Source organism: Devosia sp. MDV22-iso42, assembly GCF_058629155.1.
Map to the genome: position 1 here is coordinate 222,353 of NZ_JBZVWR010000010.1, position 19,806 is coordinate 242,158.

The 19,806-nt window shown below is 65.5% G+C and carries 15 protein-coding genes; 5 read left to right on the forward strand and 10 right to left on the reverse strand.

What is annotated here, in order from left to right; translation table 11 throughout:
• Positions 1-17: 17 nt before the first annotated feature.
• Together AC4NN3_RS12960 and AC4NN3_RS12965 are read left to right on the forward strand one after the other, a co-directional pair.
• Positions 18-1,751 (forward strand): long-chain-fatty-acid--CoA ligase, encoded by a 1,734-nt coding sequence (locus AC4NN3_RS12960; protein ID WP_491927504.1) that lies wholly within the window; start codon positions 18-20, stop codon positions 1,749-1,751.
• Positions 1,748-2,140 carry a MerR family DNA-binding protein gene (locus tag AC4NN3_RS12965; RefSeq protein WP_491927505.1) on the forward strand — a complete coding sequence of 131 codons (393 nt, stop codon included), beginning with the start codon at positions 1,748-1,750 and terminating at the stop codon, positions 2,138-2,140. The genes AC4NN3_RS12960 and AC4NN3_RS12965 overlap by 4 nt, the downstream gene beginning before the upstream one ends.
• Here the strand turns inward: AC4NN3_RS12965 and AC4NN3_RS12970 are convergent.
• From AC4NN3_RS12970 to AC4NN3_RS12980, 3 genes are all read right to left on the reverse strand, one after another.
• Positions 2,137-2,430 (reverse strand): UvrB/UvrC motif-containing protein, encoded by a 294-nt coding sequence (locus AC4NN3_RS12970; protein WP_491927506.1) that lies wholly within the window; start codon positions 2,428-2,430, stop codon positions 2,137-2,139. The two genes, AC4NN3_RS12965 and AC4NN3_RS12970, sit on opposite strands and share 4 nt — an antisense overlap.
• Positions 2,431-2,618: 188 nt before the next feature.
• On the reverse strand, positions 2,619-4,196 hold the full coding sequence (locus AC4NN3_RS12975) for a cisplatin damage response ATP-dependent DNA ligase (RefSeq protein WP_491927507.1): 1,578 nt from the start codon (positions 4,194-4,196) through the stop codon (positions 2,619-2,621).
• The gene (locus AC4NN3_RS12980) at positions 4,193-5,197 is read right to left on the reverse strand and encodes a ligase-associated DNA damage response exonuclease (protein ID WP_491927508.1); all 1,005 of its coding nucleotides are present in this window, start codon (positions 5,195-5,197) and stop codon (positions 4,193-4,195) included. The genes AC4NN3_RS12975 and AC4NN3_RS12980 overlap by 4 nt, the downstream gene beginning before the upstream one ends.
• A gap of 160 nt (positions 5,198-5,357) precedes the next feature.
• On the opposite strand from AC4NN3_RS12980, the gene AC4NN3_RS12985 reads away from it, so the two are divergent.
• Positions 5,358-5,723 carry an SH3 domain-containing protein gene (locus tag AC4NN3_RS12985; RefSeq protein WP_491927509.1) on the forward strand — a complete coding sequence of 122 codons (366 nt, stop codon included), beginning with the start codon at positions 5,358-5,360 and terminating at the stop codon, positions 5,721-5,723.
• 89 nt (positions 5,724-5,812) lie between these two features.
• Here AC4NN3_RS12985 and AC4NN3_RS12990 read toward each other — a convergent pair whose 3' ends face one another.
• From AC4NN3_RS12990 to AC4NN3_RS13010, 5 genes are all read right to left on the reverse strand, one after another.
• Complete coding sequence (locus tag AC4NN3_RS12990) at positions 5,813-8,722, reverse strand: insulinase family protein (protein ID WP_491927510.1); 2,910 nt, start codon at positions 8,720-8,722, stop codon at positions 5,813-5,815.
• Between the two features lie 285 nt (positions 8,723-9,007).
• A complete protein-coding gene (locus AC4NN3_RS12995) occupies positions 9,008-9,982 on the reverse strand; it encodes an aldo/keto reductase (protein ID WP_491927511.1) in 975 nt (324 codons plus the stop codon).
• 137 nt (positions 9,983-10,119) lie between these two features.
• Positions 10,120-10,797 (reverse strand): GntR family transcriptional regulator, encoded by a 678-nt coding sequence (locus AC4NN3_RS13000; protein ID WP_491927512.1) that lies wholly within the window; start codon positions 10,795-10,797, stop codon positions 10,120-10,122.
• 103 nt (positions 10,798-10,900) lie between these two features.
• On the reverse strand, positions 10,901-12,202 hold the full coding sequence (locus AC4NN3_RS13005; RefSeq protein WP_491927513.1) for a Gfo/Idh/MocA family protein: 1,302 nt from the start codon (positions 12,200-12,202) through the stop codon (positions 10,901-10,903).
• Between the two features lie 235 nt (positions 12,203-12,437).
• Positions 12,438-14,060: an ABC-F family ATP-binding cassette domain-containing protein gene (locus tag AC4NN3_RS13010; protein ID WP_491927514.1), complete on the reverse strand. Its 1,623-nt coding sequence runs from the start codon at positions 14,058-14,060 to the stop codon at positions 12,438-12,440.
• A 218-nt stretch (positions 14,061-14,278) separates the two neighbouring features.
• Here AC4NN3_RS13010 and AC4NN3_RS13015 point away from each other — a divergent pair, with 218 nt between their 5' ends.
• The gene (locus AC4NN3_RS13015) at positions 14,279-15,793 is read left to right on the forward strand and encodes a helicase HerA domain-containing protein (RefSeq protein ID WP_491927515.1); all 1,515 of its coding nucleotides are present in this window, start codon (positions 14,279-14,281) and stop codon (positions 15,791-15,793) included.
• Here AC4NN3_RS13015 and AC4NN3_RS13020 read toward each other — a convergent pair whose 3' ends face one another.
• Positions 15,794-16,657 (reverse strand): aldose 1-epimerase family protein, encoded by an 864-nt coding sequence (locus AC4NN3_RS13020; protein ID WP_491927516.1) that lies wholly within the window; start codon positions 16,655-16,657, stop codon positions 15,794-15,796.
• Positions 16,658-16,718: 61 nt separating this feature from the next.
• Here AC4NN3_RS13020 and hrpB point away from each other — a divergent pair, with 61 nt between their 5' ends.
• On the forward strand, positions 16,719-19,175 hold the full coding sequence (hrpB, locus tag AC4NN3_RS13025) for an ATP-dependent helicase HrpB (protein ID WP_491927517.1): 2,457 nt from the start codon (positions 16,719-16,721) through the stop codon (positions 19,173-19,175).
• Between the two features lie 217 nt (positions 19,176-19,392).
• On the opposite strand, the gene msrB is transcribed toward hrpB, so the two are convergent.
• Positions 19,393-19,797 carry a peptide-methionine (R)-S-oxide reductase MsrB gene (gene msrB, locus AC4NN3_RS13030; RefSeq protein ID WP_491927518.1) on the reverse strand — a complete coding sequence of 135 codons (405 nt, stop codon included), beginning with the start codon at positions 19,795-19,797 and terminating at the stop codon, positions 19,393-19,395.
• Positions 19,798-19,806 lie beyond the last annotated feature (9 nt).

A 19,806-nucleotide genomic window follows, 5' to 3' on the forward strand; every position in this document is an offset into this window, starting at 1 on the left:
TCGGCACCGGAGGAACCATGGCAGCCAAGAAGTCCGACGCTCATCCGCGCCCCTGGATCGCCAGCTATCCCGACGGCATCGCCTGGGATGTCGAGCTCGACATCCGCCCGGTGCACGAACAGGTGCTGGCTGCCTGCGCCAGGAACCCTGCCGCCATGGCGCTCGATTTTCTTGGGCACACCACCAGTTTTGGTGAGCTGGCCAGCAAGATCATCGCCTTTGCCGGCGCTCTGCAGCGCCAGTTCGGCGTCACCAAGGGCAGCCGCGTCGCCCTGATGCTGCCCAATACGCCCTTCTATCCCATCGCCTATTACGCCGTGCTGCGCGCCGGTGGCACCGTGGTCAACTGCAACCCGCTCTATACCGTGCACGAGCTCAGCCACATCACGGCCAATGCCGGCGCTGACGTGATGGTCACGCTCGACCTGCAGCAGATCTTCGAAAAGGCCGAAAAGCTGGTCGAAGCCGGCCACGTCCAGTCGCTGGTGGTCTGCCACTTCCCCGACGCCCTGCCGCTGGTCAAGAAGCTGCTGTTCACGGTGGTCAAGCGCAAGGATCTGGCCCGCCTCAAATCCTCCCCCATTGTCGATCGCATCAGCCACTTCGAGGACATGGTGCGCCGCGGCGAGCCGCCCACCCCCGTCGTCATCGACGCCAAGGCCGACATTGCCGTGCAGCAATATACCGGCGGCACCACCGGCATTCCCAAGGGCGCCCTGCTCACCCACGCCAATATCGCCGCCAATATGAGCCAGATCGACAAATGGGGCGACGGCCTGTTCTATCCGCCCTCCAAGGTGGTAGCCGTGCTGCCCTTCTTCCACATCTTTGCCATGACGGTCTGCATGAACGTGCCGCTGTGCAACGGCACCCCGGTGATCATGCTGCCGCGCTTCGAGCTCAAGGCCCTGCTCAACCTGTTCACCCGTACCCGGGCCAATGTGCTGCCCGCCGTGCCCACTCTGCTCAGCGCCATCGCCCGCGCCGACAGCGCCACGCGCGAGCAGCTGGCCACCCTCGAGGTCGCCATTTCCGGCGGCGCCGCTCTGCCCAACGAAGTGCGCAAGGCGGTCGCGGAAAAATCAGCTGCTGTCCTGGCCGAAGGCTATGGTCTCACCGAGGCCTCTCCGGTGGTCTGCTGCGCTGCCCTGCGCAAGCCCGGCAAGCCCATGTCCATCGGCCTGCCTTTGCCAGGCACCGACATTCGTTTCGTCAATCTCGAGACCGGCGAGCCGGTCAACATCGGCCAGGATGGCGAGCTGCAGGTCAAGGGCGCCCAGGTCATGGCCGGCTATTACAACGACCCCGACGCCACCCGCGATGCTTTCATGGACGGCTGGCTGCGCACCGGCGATGTCGGCCATATGGACGAGGATGGCTATGTCTTCCTCGTTGACCGCATCAAGGACCTGATCATCTGCTCGGGCTTCAACGTCTATCCGCGCACCATCGAGGAGGCGCTGATGACCCATGGCGCCGTCGAGGAGACCAATGTCATCGGCGTGCCCGATGATTATCGCGGCGAGGCGCCGGTCGCCTTCGTCAAGCTGCGCGCCGGCCATACCGCCACCCAGGCCGAACTCAAGGCCTTCCTCACCGAGCGTCTGAGCAAGATCGAAATGCCGCGCGAGATCATCTTCAAGGACGCCCTGCCCAAAACCCTGATCGGCAAGCTGAGCAAGAAGGAACTGCGCGCCGAATACACCGCGGCACACGCCGCTCCAGGCACGCCGCCGGAAACCGCGCCATGAACCGACCCGAAACCGAGAACCGCGACCTCTTTGCCATTGCCGACCTCGCCAAGGAGTTCGGCATTTCCACCCGCGCCATCCGCTTCTACGAGGCCAAGGGCCTGCTCGCCCCCGAGCGGGTCGGCGCCACCCGCATCTTCCGCCGTCGCGATCGCGCCCGCCTGATCCTGATCCTGCGCGGCAAGCGCCTGGGCTTTTCGCTGCGCGATATCTCGGACTATCTCAGCCTCTACGACGCCGACCGCAGCCAGCAGGTCAACCTGCTCACCGCCAAGGTCGATGAACGCCTGGCCTCGCTTGAAGCCCAACTCGTGGACCTGCAGACCACGATCTCGGAATTGCGCGAAATCAAGAAACTGGCCGACGAGCGTCTGGAAAAGGCGGGCTAGCGCCCGCCGCGCGGCTTGACATTCTTCGTCATGAAATCGGGCTTTTTCGGCTTCACCCAGCCCTTGGGCGGCTGCCGTACCGGCACTTGTGTACCGAGCCCCATCGCCCCCGGCGGCGGCTGACCCACGGTGACGGTGTCCGGGTCGCCTTCCTGCAGCGGCGCCTCGCCCTTGATCCGGGCAATCTCGTTGCGCAGCGCCGTCGCCGTCTCGAAATCCATGGCCTCGGCGGCCTCTTCCATCTGCCGCGTCAGCGCCACCAGGCGCTCGTGAATGCTTCGCGATGACATCTACTATGCCTTCCCCTGCGCTGAGTTTTCCCTCCCCCTTGTGGGGAGGGAAGCGAGATAGGACTTGGCGTCAGCTAAGTCCGTGATCGAGCGGGGTGGGGGTCTGGACCCGCAGTCGGGATGCGTGTGACACCCCCACCCTTGATCCCTTCCCACAAGGGGGAGGGAAACGACTGCACCATCAAAACCTAAGTCGCCCCGATAAACACGGCCATATCCTCGAGCGTCGCCGCCTCCACCGCCGGCTTGTCCCAGCGGATCCGGTTGATGCGCGGAAAGCGCAGCGCCACCCCCGATTTGTGCCGCGTGCTCTCCTGGGCGCTATCGAACGCCACCTCGAAGACCAGTTCCTTTTTCACCTCGCGCACCGGCCCGAACGTGCCCAGCGTATGCGTGCGGATCCACTTGTCGAGCAGCTTGAGCTCCTCGTCGGTAAAGCCGAAATAGGCCTTGCCGATCGGCACGATCTCATTGCCCTTCCACACCCCGAATGTGTAGTCCGAGTAAAAGCTGCTCCGCTTGCCGTGCCCACGCTGGGCATACATCAGCACCGCATCGACCAGATTGGGGTCACGCTTCCACTTGTACCAGTAGCCCTTGGGGCGCCCCGGCACATAGGGTGCGCTCTTGAGCTTGATCATCACCCCTTCATGCCCATGTGCATCGGCGCCCTCCCGCCGCTGCCGGCCAAGATCGGCCCAGTCGGTGAAGGGCAGCACACCCGAAAGGTCGAGCCGGCTCTGCGGATTGGCGGCAAACCAGCCCTCGAGTCGCGCCCGCCGCTCCAGCCAGGGCAGCGTGCGGACGTCATCGTCGCCATCGAACAGGATGTCATAGACCCGGATAAAGGCCGGGCTCTCCTTGAGATGTTTGGCGCTGGCGACCTTCTTGTTGAGCCGCTGCTGCAGGTCGTTGAACGAGCCTGGATCGAAATCCAGGCCCACCAGCAATTCCCCGTCCAGCACCGCCCGCCCCGTCACATTCTCCACGATATCGGGAAAGGCCGGCGCAATGTCGTCGCCGGTGCGCGAGAACAGCGACACGCTGCCCCCGCCCATCACCAGCTGCACCCTGATGCCGTCCCACTTCCACTCGGCGACATAGTCCGCCGGCAAAAAGTTCGGAAAATCCTTGGCCTCGTCGATCGGATTGCTCAGCATTAGCGGATGAAACCGCGCCGACTGGTCGATATCGGGCCGTCCAGCTCGACCCTCGAGCCAGGCAAACAGCTCGGTATAGGGCAGCGTCAGCCCATGCCAGACTTCCTCGATGGCCTGCAACTCGACCCCGCTCATTCCCGCCAGCGCCGTCTTGGCCAGCCGCGCCGAGACGCCGATGCGCAAGCCCCCGGTGGCCAGCTTGACCAGCGCCCAGCGCTCGTTGATTTCCGCCTGCGTCAGCAGCCCGCCGATCAGCTTGGGCAGCGCGCTCTTCGAAGCAGTGTTGAACAGCCCGATCAACTCGGTCAGCGAAGGCAGTTCGCCCGTCCCGCCATGATGCGGCCAGATCAGCGCGATGGTCTCGCCCAGATCCCCCACATAGTCATAGCTCATGGCAAACAGCGTCTCGTCGACCTCGGCCAGCACCGTCTGCTTGAGCAGAGCCGGCTTCACATTGGCAAAACTCAGCGCCCCGGTCAGCACCGCCAAGGCATAGCCGCGATCGGGGTCCGGGGTCTCGGCAAAGTATTGCGTCAGCGCCGCCAGCTTGCGCGTGCGCGACGTGGTCAGCGCCAGCAGTTCGAGCAATTGGGCAAAGCGCTTCACGCCGCGTCCTCCCCGCCATCATCCTCGAAGCCCTGCAGATGCAGCGGCTCGGCCTCGATCCCCTGGCTGCGGCACCAATAGACCAGCGCATCCTCGCGCCCATGCGTCACCCACACGGTCTTGGCCTCGGTCTCGCGCACGGTCTGCAGCAGCTCGCTCCAGTCGCAATGGTCCGAAATCACCAGCGGCAGTTCCACCAGCGCCTGCCGGGCGCGCTGCTTGACGCTCATCCAGCCCGAGGCCTGGCACACCACCGGATCGGGAAAGCGGCGACTCCAGCGGTCGCGGATCGCCGAGGGCGGCGCGATGACGATCTGCCCGGCCATGGCACCCTTGGCCATGCCCATCGCCGGGATCAGCTCGCCCAGCTCGACGCCCAGTTCCTGATAGAGTTCGCACAGCCGGATCATCGCGCCATGCAGGTAAATTGGCCGGTCCCAGCCGGCATCACGCAATAGCCCGATCACCCGTTGCGCCTTGCCCAGGGCATAGCTCCCCACCAGATGGCAGCGCTCAGGTTGGTCCGCCACGGACTTCAGTAGCCGGCCGATTTCCACGCTCGGATGGGGATGCTGGAAGACTGGCAGCCCGAAGGTCGCCTCGGTGACCAGCAGGTCGCATTTGACCAGCTCATAGGGCTGCGATGTCCGGTCTGGCAGGCGCTTGTAATCGCCCGTCACCACCACCCGCTGTCCGTCTTTTTCGATCAGCACCTGCGCCGAACCCAGCACGTGGCCGGCCGGATAAAACGTGATCGTGACATCATCGATCTGCTTGGGCACGCCGAAGTCGAGCGCCTCGAAGCGCCGCGCGCAGTCCGCGCCATAGCGCGTCTGCATGATGGCAATGGTGTCGGGCGTCGCCAGCACGCTGCCATGCCCCGATCGGGCATGATCGGCATGGCCATGGGTAACGATCGCTCGCTCGCGCGGCACGCTGGGATCGATATAGGCGTCGATCGCCTTGATATGCAGGTGTCGGTCGAGGATAGGACTGGCCATGACACTCCTAACGTCCACCAACCGGTGCTGGTTCACTGCCCGCAACACCGGCTTACACGTCGTAACAATTCTCTGCGCCTGCCGGGCCTTTGGCGAACGTTTAGACTGTGAAGCCCGCCGTCCCCGGTGCGCGCAACAATGACTTCAGAAGGCCTGTCATATGTCCACCCTGCTCTACTCCTGCCGTGCTGCCGCCCTCGCCCTGTTCCTGCTGGGCGGCGGCGTTGCAGCTCAGGCCGCCACCGCGGCCACTACGGCCAATGTCAATATCCGCGCCGGTGCCGGCACCCAGTTCAGGGTCATCGCCACCGTCCCCGCGGGCACAAGGCTCGACATCGGCACGTGCCGCGCCGGTTGGTGTGACCTCACGATCCGCGGCCAGCGCGGCTTTATGGCCCAGTCGCTCCTGCAGACGGCGCCAACCGGCCCCGAGCAGCCCCAGCGCGCCACCATGCCGGTGGACAACAGTCAGCCCATGGCCCCATCCCCTTCGCAGCCGCAGCGCCAGACACCCCCGCGCCGCTAGCCGCTGCCAACGCGACGCCCCCAAGGGCGTCGGGGCGCCGCGCTCCAGGTCTCAACGCCTGTCTGAGCGCGGCGCCCCGTTAGGCACCCTCACATCACCTTCGTGACATCGAGCAGTCCGGGGCGCTGTTCATTGGCCTTGCCGATGGCCGCCTCGCCGCCCAGCACCACCACATGCCCCTGCCGCGCCACCGCATCCACCGCCGCGGCCATGGTCTTGAAGTCGGCCGGCGTGGTCGAGAGGATCTCGTCGCGCCGCTGCTGGCGGATGGCGTCCGTGGTGCCGGTCAGCTGCCGCCACATCGATGAATAGCCCTTGGCGTCGGGGAATTCATAGCCATCGACATCGCCGATCACCCCGATGATCGAGCGCGTCAGGTCATTGTCCCCGATGGCGACGTTGAGCGCCTTGGCTGCCCCGTCATAGGCGTCGAGCGTCTTGAGCAGGTTGGGATCGCGATAGGAGAGAAACGAGAAATTCCCCGAGGTGAGGTCGAACCGGCTCGAGCCGCCATAGGCCCCGCCCTGCACGCGGATCTTGTCCCACAGATAGGTAGTGTTGAGGAATTTCAGCACCACGCTGGAGGCGCCGGTCAGGGCAAAGCCCAGCGTCTTGAGATTGGCGCCCTTGCCCACATAATTGACCTGCGCGGGGATGATCAGCCCCTCCGACTTCGGTGCAAACTGGACGCTCCAGTCAGCCAGCGACGGGCGCGCATCGGGCAGGCCCTGCAGAAAACCCTCGATCTCGCCCTTGGCCCGGTCCCACAGCGCCCCGTCCGCTGTCACATTGACCACCATGCGGCCGCGATTGAACAGGGTGTCGCGAATGCGCTTGAGCGCGGCCTCCACACTACCCCAGTCGCTGTCGATCTGCTTGACCAGATCGCGCAGGAACAGCAGATAGCTGACCCCGCCCAGCTGTTCGGCAATCCAGCTCGCCTCGGTCAGCCCCGATTTGAGCCGCGTATCGACAATGGAATTGCCCGCCGGGATCATCCGCGCCTCAAAGCCCGCCTTTTCTTCGAGCGCCATCTGCTTGAACCGCTCGCGGTTATCCAGCCGCGCATCTAGCAATACGTCGCCCATGATGGCGAGCATCTCGCCCATATTGTCCGGCACGGCCTTGCCCGAGAGGAAGAACCACGCCGCCGTTCCGGCATCGCCTTGGCGCGACGACAGGCCCCGATGCTGGTTCACCCCACCCGTGGCGCTGCCGATGCGCTGGGTCAGGCTGACAAAATCTTCCTTGCTGGTGCCGGTCTGCAGCAGCGCCCGGCCGAATAGCGGCAGATAGGGCAGCAGTTCCCTGTCGAGCACATGCAGGTCAAAGCCCAGGTCGAGATAGACAATCCCCAGCGTCGGCAGGTCATGGTAGAACAACCTGGTCTCGGCCAGCGTGCCAATCTCGATCGGTATGGTGCGGCTCTCGCGCGGCAGGTCGGCCAGCGTCAGCGTCGGGATTTTTGCCAGCAGCGCCGGATCGTCGACCTCTTCCTGCAGTGCCTTGAGCCGATCAGTCTCGGCCACCGTCGCGCTCAGCGCCGCGGTATCGAAGCCCTGGCGCACATCGGCCAGGATCTCGGCTTCCTTGGCCGCTTCGCGCGCCCCCTGTTCCGGGTCGGCCCGCAGCGTCACCGTGGTGCGGTGCATATTGTCGAGGAACAGCCGGCGGATTTCCTGGGCAAAATGGCCCTGCCCTGCCTTCTCCTTGAGGCTGGTCAGCGCCGTCTCGAAGGCCAGCGGCGCCAGCGGGTCGCCCTCATGCAGCCAGCTGCCCAGCGCGTTGAACATATAGACCATGCCGCGCGGATAGGAGCCGGTATTGTTTTCGCGCAGCGAGAACTCGAACGTGTTCGCCGCCGCCGCCAGCTGCTCGGGGGCAAAGCCGGTTTTTGCAGTCTCGTCCAGTGTCGACAGGATCAGCGCCTCGACCTTGGGCGCATCCGCCGGGTCGATGCCCTTCATGCCAAAGCTCGCCATCGGCTGGCGCAGCCCGCTGCCGATACCACCCCCGGTCATGCCCTCGCCAAGCCCTGATTCCGTCAGCGCCTTGCGCAGCGGCGCCGCCGGATTGCCGGCGAGCAGATAGCTCAGCATGCCGTGGCTCAGCGCCTCGGTACGGTCGGCCGGCGGATCGATCATCCAGTTGAGCGAGACCATGCCATGACGCGCCTTGCCCGGCTCGATGGGGCCGGCATAGGTCGCCTCGATCTGGCGCGGCGCGTTGAAGCGCGGCTGCAGCTTGACCTCGGCATCGACCGGTGCCCGCTCGAACTGGGAAAAATAGGCGTCGAGGATAGCCAGCCGTTCGCCGGCATCGTCATCGCCCGAAAAGAAGGCCCGCGTATTGGACGGGTGATAGAACTTGGCGTGAAAGTCGCGGAACTGCTGATAGGTCAGCTCGGGGATCGCCTTGGGATCGCCACCCGAACTCTTGCCATAGGTGACGTCGGGATAAAGCGAGCGCTGCGCGATATCGCGCATCACCGCGTCGGGCGAGGAAAACACGCCTTTCATCTCGTTGAATACCACGCCCTTGTAGACCAGCGGCGCGTCGGCATCCTCAAGCTCGTAATGCCAGCCCTCCTGCAGGAAGGTCTCCTCGGTCAGCAGCGGAAAGAACACCGCGTCGAGATAGACGTCGACGAGGTTGTAGAAGTCTTTCAGGTTCTGGCTGGCCACCGGATAGGCCGTCTTGTCCGGAAAGGTCATGGCATTGAGGAAGGTGTTCAGACTCCCCTTGATCAGCTCCACGAAGGGCTTCTTGACCGGGTATTTGCGGCTGCCGCACAGCACCGAATGCTCGAGAATATGGGCAATGCCCGTCGAGTCGGTCGGCGGCGTCTTGAAGGTGATGCCAAACACCTTGTTCTCGTCATCATTGACCAGGCTGAGCACCTCGGCTCCGGTCTTTTTGTGGCGGAACAGCTGCGCCTGCGAATTGGCCTCCGCAATATGCTCGTCGCGGATCAGGTCGAAGGCTTCGTGATAGCTCATGGGATACTCGGCGGGTTCTTCTTGTTGTCCCAACGTAGGCACCCGCAAGCCGATCCGCTAGGCATCAATCACCGCAATGTGGGTTAGACATTGAGCGCGCGCACACGCCAATGTATATGGGCGCCGGATGTGATGGACACCTCGCTCAGGGCCAGCTCCACAGCCCAACAGTCAGGATTCCTCTCCCGCCTGCGGGAGAGGGGGACCACGCGCAGCGTGGTGGAGAGGGGAGCAATACACACCTAGCTGTCGCCGTCGGCGCCCGAAGGGCGAGCGAGGTAGTACCTAAACGCCGCCGCGGATTTCCGGCTTCACATTCTCTTCATACCAGACGCCCAGCTGTCCCATCAGCGCCGGGAACAGGCTCTTCTGTTCACTCGCCGCGACATTGTCGGCGATCTGTTCGGGCTTGCTGACCCCGGCAATGATGGTGCTCACCTGCGGATGGTCCAAAATCCAGCGCAGCGCGAACTGGCTCATGGCCATGCCGCTGGGCGCCAGGCCCTTGAGCTCGGTCACCAGTTCCACGCCACGGGAAAATTCGATGCCGGCAAAGGTCTCGCCCACCGAAAACGCCTTGCCATCGGCATTGTAACTGCGGTGATCAGTGACGTCGAACACCGTGTCCTTGTCATACTTGCCGCTCAGCAAGCCGCTGGCCAGCGGCAGCCGCACGATGATGCCAACATCCTTTTCCGCCGCCTTGGGCAGCAATTCCTGGGCTGCGTCCTGGCGGAACAGGTTGAAGATGATCTGCAGCGTGGCCAGGCCCGGCTGCTCGAGGCAGAGCATGCCCTCCTCGATGGTCTCGACGCTGGCGCCCCAGTGCTTGACCAGACCCTCGGCCTGAAATTCATCCATCCACGCGAAGATAGCGCCCGCCTGCAGCACCGCCGGGGGCACGCAATGCAGCTGCGCCAGATCCAGCGATGTTACGCCCAGCCGTTCGGCTGAACCCTCAAGGCTTTTGCGCACACCGTCCTTGGAATAATTGTCCGGATAGAGCCCGCCGCCGCGCCCCAGCTTGGTTGCCACATGCACGCCAGATCCCTTTGCATGGCTGCCGATCCGGCTTTCGCTGAGGCCCCCGCCATAGACGTCCGCCGTGTCCCAGAAGCTGATGCCGGCCGCATTGGCCGCGTCGAGAATGGCCGTGGCCGTTTCGTCGCCCACCGGGCCGAAATCCCCGCCCAGCTGCCAGCAGCCCAGCCCGATTTCGGAGACATCGTAACCCGTCTTGCCCAATCGCCGTGTTTTCATCCTGCTGTCCTTGCTGGTTGGCGCACCCGACCCCAGGGGCCGGCGCACTGGGCGGGTTCGTCCCGCCGTCTGTTGAATAATGGTCGGGAGCGTCAAGCGATCCACCGGGGCGCTTTAATCAGCCTGCCGGCCCGGCGCTATTCGAAATAATCGGGATGCTCGCTGATGGTCTGGCCGAGCAGGATTTCCGCCCGCGCCAGATGCGCCCGCATCGCCGCCTCGGCCCCGGCGACATCGCCCTCGGCCACGGCCCGGGCGATCACCACATGCTCGTCGATGGCCACGCGCGAGGAGGATGTCCCCAGCGTCAGGTAGCGCACCCGGTCGAGCTGCATCTTGTGGTCATCGATCAGCTGCCAGGCATATTCGACCCCCGCCAGCCGGGCCAGCGTGCGGTGAAACAGCTCGTCCAGCGTATGAAAGCGCCGGCTGTCATTGGCCGCTGAGGCCATATCCTGGTCCTCGATCAGCGTCTTGAGCACGTCGGCGGCGTCGCCCGGATGGGCCGCCAGCCGCCGGATGATTTCCACCTCGATGGATTCGCGGATGAACCGGCTCTGCCGCACCCCTTCGGGCGAGATCTTCTTGACCACGGTGGCGCGCTTGGGCCGGATCAGCAGCAGCCCCTGCTGCGCCAGGCGGATGAAGGCCTCGCGCACCGGCTGGCGCGACACGCCATAGCGGCCGGCAATGTCGCTTTCCGAGATCACATCGCCCGGCTTGAGCGCCATGGTGACGATATCGTCCCGCAAAGCGCCGACCACGCGCATCGCCATGGTCTCCTCGGTCACGTCAAGCACCTTGGCAGACACCATAATTGTTACCCCTCCCGACCATGTGCCGGAATATCCGGGGAATGCTCCCCCGGATATGGTGCCTTCCACAGCTTTCTGGGGGCTTTTGCCCCCAGAGCGGCGGTTACAGCACGATGCCGGCTTCTGCCAGCATTTCGTCGACGAAGATGCGCTCACCATTGCGGGCGATCGACTGGTTGGCCGCGATCCCGGTCAGGATCGACCAGGCGCCGGCTACCTGGTCGGACGCCCGGCCATATTTATCCGCTTCCATGTTGTCCGGATCGAACAGATAGCCCAGCATGATCGGATCGGCGCCGCCATGGCTGCCCGCCCCGGTCCACACGTCGAGCTTCTGCGGCAAGCCGCCCGCTACATGCAGTTCGGTGAACATGGCCTCGGTTTCATCGCGCTCGCGATGGCCGCCGGCAAACACGCCATGCACCTCGATATGCTTGTGCGTCAGCTCGCCCTTGGTGCCGTGGAATTTCACCTCGAGACCCTCCCAGGGGGAATAGGCCACCAGCGTATAGTTCAGCGAGGCGCCCGAGGCATATTGCGCCTGCACCTGCATGGTATCCTCGATGGTGATGTCATCGGCAAACACGCATTTATCGCGCCAGTAGCCGTCATCCTCCTCGGCATCGAGATAGAGCGCCTTGAGCGCCTCGTCGGCTTCCAGGTCCATCCGGAATTCGCACCTGTCGGCCACCGGGCAGGTATGGCAGCGCGGGCCATGCTCTTCCAGGCCCAGCTTGACCGCCATTTCCGGCGTGTAGAAATCGCGCTTGCCGATCGCCGTCACACTCTTGGGGGTAGAGGCGACCCACCAGTTCAGCAGGTCGAAATGGTGGGTGGACTTGTGCACCAGCAGCCCACCCGACTTGTCCTTGTAGCGGTGCCAGCGGCGGAAATAGTCGGCGCCATGCACACGGTCGAGATACCAGCGGAAGTCGACCGCCGTGATCTCGCCGATCACCCCGCTGAGCAAAATGTCCTTGAGCTGGGTGCGTGCCGGCGAATAGCGATAGTTGAAGGTCACGGTGACCTTCTTGCCGCTCGCCTTTTGCGCATCGAGAATGCGCTTGAGCCGGGCCACATCGATGGTCATCGGCTTTTCGGTCATCACATTGCGACCGGCCTCGAGCGCCCGCACGATATATTCGTCATGCAGATAATCCGGCACCGTCACGATCACCGTGTCGGGGTCCTGCTCGCTCAGCATCTTGTCGAAATCTTCGGCCAGATAGGTGGCAATGCCATTGCCGGTCTTGTCCGGCACCTTGTCGGCCGACAGCGCCAGCCGGCTCTGGTTGACGTCGCACAGGGCGACCAGTTCGGCACTTTCGGCATGGGTAATGGCAACGGCGTCGCGGAACATCTGGTGCCGGCCGCCCGTGCCGACAATGGCGAATTTCTTGGTCATCTGCTGCTTGTAATCTTGCTGCTGGAAAAAAGGCCGAACCGGCCGGTTACATCTTCCATACAAGATTTCCGTTCGACCCGGTAGGGGCAAATCGCCCCAGTGAAGCAATTTGAGCAGGAAGACCATGCGGGGCCGAGCCCGCCCCGCTGCCCACGGCTCCTGCGCCCCTCTCCCCTGAGGGGAGAGGGCTAGGGTGTGGGGTTCAGTCTATCGGCAGAAACGCCGAGACGAGCCCCTAGCTGCGCAGCCCCGGGGCTTCCTGGCCCGTGCTCTGCACATATTCGGTATAGCCGCCGCCATAGGTGTGCACACCCTCCGGCGTCAGCTCCAGCACCCGGTTGCTCAGTGCCGCGAGGAAATGCCGGTCATGGCTGACAAACAGCATCGTGCCCTCGAACGTGCTCAGCGCCTGGATCAGCATTTCCTTGGTGGCGATGTCGAGATGGTTGGTCGGCTCGTCGAGCACCAGAAAGTTCGGTGGATCAAACAGCATCAGCGCCATGACCAGCCGCGCCTTTTCCCCGCCTGACAGCACCCGGCACTTCTTTTCCATCTCGTCGCCCGAGAAGCCAAAGGCCCCGGCCAGCGCCCGCAGCGGCCCCTGCCCGGCCTGCGGGAAACTGTCTTCCAGCATCTGGAACACGGTGCGGTCGCCATCGAGCACATCCATGGCGTGCTGGGCGAAATAGCCCATCTTGACGCTGGCCCCGACAGCCACCGTGCCATTGTCGGGCTTGGACTCCCCGGCCACCAGCTTGAGCAGCGTCGATTTGCCGGCGCCATTGACCCCCATGATGCACCAGCGCTCGCGCCGCCGCACATGGAAGTCGAGCCCGTCATAGATGGTGCGGCTGCCATAGGCCTTGCCGACATTCTTGATCACCACCACGTCGTCGCCCGAACGCGGCGCTTGGCGGAACTCGAAAGCCACGGTCTGGCGGCGCTTGGGCGGTTCGACCTTGTCGATCTTGTCGAGCTTTTTCACCCGGCTCTGCACCTGGGCGGCATGGCTCGCCCGCGCCTTGAAGCGCGCGATGAAGGCCAGTTCCTTGGCCAGCATGGCCTGCTGTCGGTCGAACTGCGCCTGCTGGTTCTTTTCGCCGATCGCCCGCTGCTGCTGGTAGAATTCGTAATCGCCGGTATAGGTGGTCAGCGTGCCGCCATCGATCTCGACGATCTTGTTGACGATGCGGTTCATGAACTCGCGGTCATGGCTCGTCATCAACAGCGCGCCGCTGTAATTCTTGAGGAAGGCTTCAAGCCAGATCAGGCTTTCGAGGTCCAGATGGTTGCTCGGCTCGTCGAGCAGCAGCGCATCGGGTCGTGCCAGCAGGATCCGCGCCAGCGCCACCCGCATCTTCCAGCCGCCCGACAGCGCGCCGACATCGCCATCCATCATTTCCTGGGAAAAGCCCAGCCCGTCGAGCACTTCGCGCGCCCGCCCGTCCAGCGAATAGCCGTCCAGCTCCTCGAAGCGTCCCTGCACCTCGCCATAGCGCTCGATGATGGCGTCCATCTCGTCGGCCCGGTCCGGATCGCCCATGGCGGTTTCGAGCTCGCCCATCTCGGCCATCAGCTCGCTGACCGGTCCGGCCCCGTTCATCGTCTCGGCCACCACGCTGCGGCCGGCCATGTCGCCGACATCTTGGCTGAAATAGCCGATCTGGATGCCCTTATCGACCGAGACCTGGCCTTCATCGGGCTGTTCTTGGCCCGTGATCATGCGGAACAGCGTCGTCTTGCCGGCGCCATTGGGACCGACCAGGCCGATCTTTTCGCCCTTCTGCAGCGCCGCCGACGCCTCGATGAAGACGATCTGCTTGCCGTTCTGCTTGCCAATGCTTTCGAGACGAATCATGCTTGTACCGGACCTGCGCTGCTGGCCGCACGCCGCTGCGCGCGCCCCGTTGGCGCTGGGTTAAGCATTCACGGCGCGTCGGCGCAAGCGCTGCAAGCCTGCAAAGCTGTGGTTTGATCGGCACGCCCCTGCCCGAATCGGCGGCGCGATGTGCTAACCAGCAGGCGCAATTGACCGCGATGGCGCTCCGACGAGCCAGCCATCCCTCTGGAGACTAGATGAAGGTAGCAATCGACATGGGCAAGAGCGGCGGCACCGCGCCCGCCACGCTCGACCTCGAGGAATTGCTGGCTACCCGTCTCCTGGTCCAGGGCAATTCCGGCTCCGGCAAGTCGCACCTGCTGCGCCGCCTGCTCGAACAGTCCGCCCCCTGGGTGCAGCAATGCATCATCGATCCCGAGGGTGATTTCACTACCCTGTCGGAAAAATTCGGCCATCTGGTCATCGACGCCACCCGCACCGAAGCCGAGCTCACCCGCATCGCCGCCCGCGTCCGCCAGCACCGCGTCTCCGTCGTGCTCAACCTTGAAGGCCTCGATGTCGAGCAGCAGATGCGCGCCGCCGCGGCCTTTCTCGGTGGCATGTTCGATGCCGATCGCGACTACTGGTATCCCGTGCTCGTCGTCGTCGACGAAGCCCAGCTCTTTGCCCCTGCCGTGGCCGGCGAAGTCAGCGACGAGGCGCGCAAGCTTTCGCTCGGCGCCATGACCAACCTCATGTGCCGCGGCCGCAAGCGCGGCCTGGCCGGTGTCATCGCCACCCAGCGCCTCGCCAAGCTGGCCAAGAACGTCGCCGCCGAGGCCAGCAATTTCCTCATGGGCCGCACCTTTCTCGATATCGACATGGCCCGCGCCGCCGATCTCCTGGGCATGGAAAAGCGCACCGCCGAGCAGTTCCGCGACCTCGCCCGCGGCCATTTCATTGCCTTGGGGCCGGCCATTTCGCGCCGCCCGCTCCCCGTCACCATTGGCGATGTCGAAACCCAGGCCCGCTCGTCCAGTCCCAAGCTGACCCCGCTGCCCGAGGCCCCGCTCGACGCCGCCGACCTAATCTTTACCGCCTCGGCCGACGAAATCGCCCGCCCGGTTGTGCGCCGCCCGCCGCCGCCAGCCCCACCCTCCACCAATGAATTGCTGGCCCAGCTGTCGCGCGCCCGCCCGCCCGAAGTGGAGGCGCCGCCGCAATCGCTGTTCCCCGAAATCGACCAGGCCGAGCACGATAGCCAGATCGAGGCCATCATGGCCGAACTGCTCGGCGATCCCGATGCCAGCTTCCGCACCGTGGCCGTGCTCTATCAGGATTTTCTGGTGCGCTGCCGCATCCGCCGCGTGCCCGGCGAACCGCCGGCGCTGCCCGCCTTCAAGCGTCTCCTGGCCGTGGCCCGCGTCGCCCCCGACAGCGAGACCGTACAATCCGAAGGCTGGCAGCAGGCCCTGACCCTGTCGCAGACCCTGTCCGACGATGTCCAGGGCGTCTTCCTCGTGCTGGCCCAGGCGGCGCTGAGCGGCGCCCCCTGCCCCTCCGACGCCACCCTGGCCCGGCTCTATGGCACCCACTCGGCCAGCCGCGCCCGCCGCCTGCTCACCTGGTTCGAGGAGCGTGGCCTCTTGGTAGTCCGGCTCGACTTCCGCAACAACCGCGTCGTCGCCTTTCCGGACCTCAATGCCGAAACCGCCCCCGGCGACCCCAACGGCCCCGACCCGATCATCGCCGAACGTGGCGCGGCGGAGTAGCTAGCCGATCAGTTCCGCCTTGAACCGATACATTCCCGACGAGCCCGGCCCCAGCACCTCGCCATAAGGCCGCTCGGCCAGGTCGTCGCTGCCGCCCACTTCGGCCGCCGTGCCATGCCAGGGCTCAAGACACACAAACTCCGCCCCCGGCTTAGACCACAGCGCGAAGTTCGGCAGGTTCTCCCAGGTAAAATGGATCGCCTTGCCGCCTGCCTTATAGACGCAGCCCGCCCCTGCACCCTCAGGGAAGAGCATCGCATCAGCGTCGAACAAATCATCGGCAAGTGGCAGTACCCCGCCATGGAACGGCGACGGCAACGCCTCCGGTGCCACCAGCCCGCCCGACAATCGCACCAAGTCCGGCTCGCCGCGATTGTCCAGAATCACCGCGTGATCAAACCCGTCACATTCCGGCAGCGGCCACACGAAGGCCGGGTGAAAGCCGATGCCGAACGGCATCAGCTGATGGCCGCTGTTTCGCACCTCCGCCGTCACCTGCACGGCCCGCCCCACTAGGCGATGCTCAAGGCTGAGCTCAAAATCGAACGGATAGACCGTCCGCGTGGACAGGCTCGACTTCAGCTCAAACCGGCAGAAATCCGCCTCCTGTTCGACCAGCTCGAACGTGCTGCGCCGGGCAAAGCCATGCTGGCCCATCGGAAAACGCTGGCCCTCGATGCTGATATGATCGTCCGGCGCCTTGCCCACCATGGGAAACAGCACCGGCGAGCGCCCCGCCCAGAAGGCCGCATCGCCATCCCACAGCCAGCTCTGGCCGTCGCTGGTGACAATGGACTGCATCTCGGACCCCAAGGGGGATACCGTCACGCTCAGGTGCTCATTGCCGATCTCGATTAACTGCATGCAGCGCGCCCCGAACCACGTCTCTCTTGCCCTACACTCGCTGATCCGCCATGAACCGGCAATGCCCGCAACCCTGCCCCCGCTACCAATTGATGACGCCCTGCCGGCCCTGCACGCCGCGCTCGTCGCCGGCCCCTATGCGGTGCTGGTGGCCCCGCCCGGCGCCGGCAAGACCACGCGCGTACCGCTGGCTTTGCTCGACGCGCCCTGGCGGGGCGACGGCCGCATCATCATGCTCGAACCGCGGCGCCTCGCCGCCCGCGCCGCTGCCGGGCAGATGGCGCGCCTGCTGGGCGAGGAGGTCGGCCAGACCGTGGGCTATCGCGTCCGCATGGACACGCGCGTTTCCGCCCGCACCCGCATCGAGATCGTCACCGAGGGCGTCTATACCCGCCTGCTGCTCGACGACCCCGAACTGACCGGCATTGCCGCCGTGCTGTTCGACGAATTCCACGAGCGCAGCCTTGATGGCGATCTGGGCCTCGCCTTGACGCTCGACGCCGCCGCTCTCCGCCCCGATCTGCGCGTGCTGGTCATGTCGGCCACCATCGACGGCGCCCGCGTTGCCCGCCTGCTCGCCGACGCCCCCGTCATCGAAAGCCTCGGCCGCGCCTTCCCGGTCGAGACCCTGCATCGCGAGCCCGATCCACTGCAGCGCCTCGACGATCAGGTCACCGCTGCCGTTCTCGCCGCCCTATGCGAGCATGAGGGCTCGGCTTTGGTCTTCCTGCCCGGCCAGGGCGAGATCACCCGCGTCGCCGAGCGCCTCGCCGGCCGCGTCGCCGCCGATACCGATATCGCGCCCCTATACGGCCAGCTCACCCCTGCCGAGCAGGATCGCGCCATCCGCCCCGCCGAACCCGGCCGCCGCAAGATCGTGCTGGCCACCTCGATTGCCGAAACCTCGCTGACCATCGATGGCGTCCGCATCGTCGTCGACAGCGGCTTCCGCCGCATCCCGGTCTATGATCCGGGCACCGGCCTCACCACGCTCGACACTGCCCGCGTCTCGCGCGCCGGCGCCGACCAGCGCCGCGGTCGCGCCGGCCGCACCGCGCCGGGCGTCTGCATTCGCCTCTGGAACCAGGGCCAGACGGCGGCGCTGCCCCCCTTCGACACGCCCGAAATCCTCGCCGCTGACCTCGCCAATCTGGTCCTCGATCTCGCCTCCTGGGGCGTCAGCGATCCTGCTGCCCTGCCCTTCCTCGATCCCCCGCCCGCCCCCGCCTGGGCCGAGGCCATCGCCCTGCTGCAGCGCCTCGACGCCGTGGACGCCACTGGCCATCTGACTCCGGACGGCAAGGCCCTGGCCCGCCTGCCGCTGCATCCGCGCCTCGCCCATATGGTCGTGGCCGCTGCCACCGAAGACGATGCCCTCACCGCCGCCGAACTGGCCGTGCTGATCGGCGAACGCGGCCTCGGCGGTGATGGCACTGATTTGAGCCACCGCCTCGACCGTTTCCGCCGCGACACCGGCAAGCGCGCCAGCGATGCGCGACAGCTCGCTCAGCGCTGGGCCAAACTGGCCGGCGGCACCCGTGGCGGCAATCTGCCTGCCGGCCATCACCTCGCCCGCGCCTTCCCCGACCGCGTCGCCCAGGCCGCGGGCCCGCGCGGCAAGTTCCGCCTCGCCAATGGCCGCCAGGCCAGCCTCGAAATCACCGACGCCCTCGCCAACCAAGCTTTCCTCGTCGTCACCGACATTACCGGCGCCGCCGCCAGCGGCCGCATCCGCGCCGCCGTCGCGCTGGATCGCGCCGATCTGGAATCCCTCTTCGCCCACCGCATCACCAGTGCCACCACTCTGGGCTTCGACACCGCTTCCGGCAGCGTCCGCGCCCGCCGTACCCGCCAGCTCGACGCGCTCAAGCTGGCCGATGAGCCCGTGCCCGTCGATGATGCCCAGGCAGCCGCCCTGCTGCTGGCCGAGGCCGCCGCCCGCCGCGGTATTGATCTGCTGCCCTGGAGCCGCGACCAGGCTGCCTGGCGCGCCCGCGCCAGCTTCCTGCATGCCACCTTGGGGGACGACTGGCCCGACCTCTCGGCCGAGGCCCTGGCCCCCACGGTAGCCGACTGGCTCGCCCCGGCCCTATACGGCCTCACCAGACTGTCCGAAATCACCGGCGAGCAGTTGCGGACCGCGCTGGATCTGTTGCTGCCCTTTGCCCGCCGCCAGGAAATCGACGCCGTCCTGCCCAGCCATTTCACCGCCCCCACCGGCAATGGCGTGCCCATCGATTATGCCGCCGAGGGCGGTCCTTCCATCGAGATCCGCGTTCAGGAACTCTTCGGCCTCACCCGCCACCCCACCATTGCCCAGGGCCGCATCCGCCTCGTGCTGATCCTGCTCTCGCCCGCCCATCGCCCGATCCAGACCACGCGCGACCTCCCCGGCTTCTGGGCCGGCTCCTGGGCCGATGTCGCCAAGGACCTCAAGGGCCGCTATCCCCGCCACCCCTGGCCCGACGACCCCGCCAAAGCCCGTCCCACCGCCCGAGCCAAGCCCCGCGGCACCTGAGTGGAGCGCCCTTTCTTCCCTCTCCCGCCTGCGGGAGAGGGTGGCTCGCGCCCAGCGCGAGACGGGTGAGGGGCGCCGCCAGCGCTGACGCCGCTGTTCATCACCTCCCCTATTGGCTCGGGATGCTGCCAAATTCATTTGCCAATGTTTGCAAGGTCGCCAAAAAAAGGGGGGGGCCCGCAACAAAAAAAGCCCCGGATCGCTCCGCGGCCTTCGCTTATTCAGAGGGCAAAAAATGCAGCGCCACGCCATTGATGCAATAGCGCAGCCCGGTGGGCGGCGGACCATCGGGGAAGACATGCCCCAGATGGCTGCCGCAGGTGGCGCAGTGGCATTCGGTGCGCACCATGCCCAGGCTGCGGTCTTCGGTATTTTCCACCGAGCCCGGCACCGGGTCGTTGAAGCTCGGCCAGCCGGTGCCGCTCTCGAATTTGAGGGTCGCCTCGAACAGCGGGCTGTCGCAGCCGGCGCAGGTAAACGTGCCCTGCCGCGTCTCATGCAGCAGCGCGCAACTGCCTGGCCGTTCCGTGCCGTGCTGGCGCATCACCTGATACTGTTCCGGCGTCAGTTTGGCCCGCCATTCCGCATCGCTGCGGGTTACCTTGAAAGCATGGGCATCCATGGCCTTACT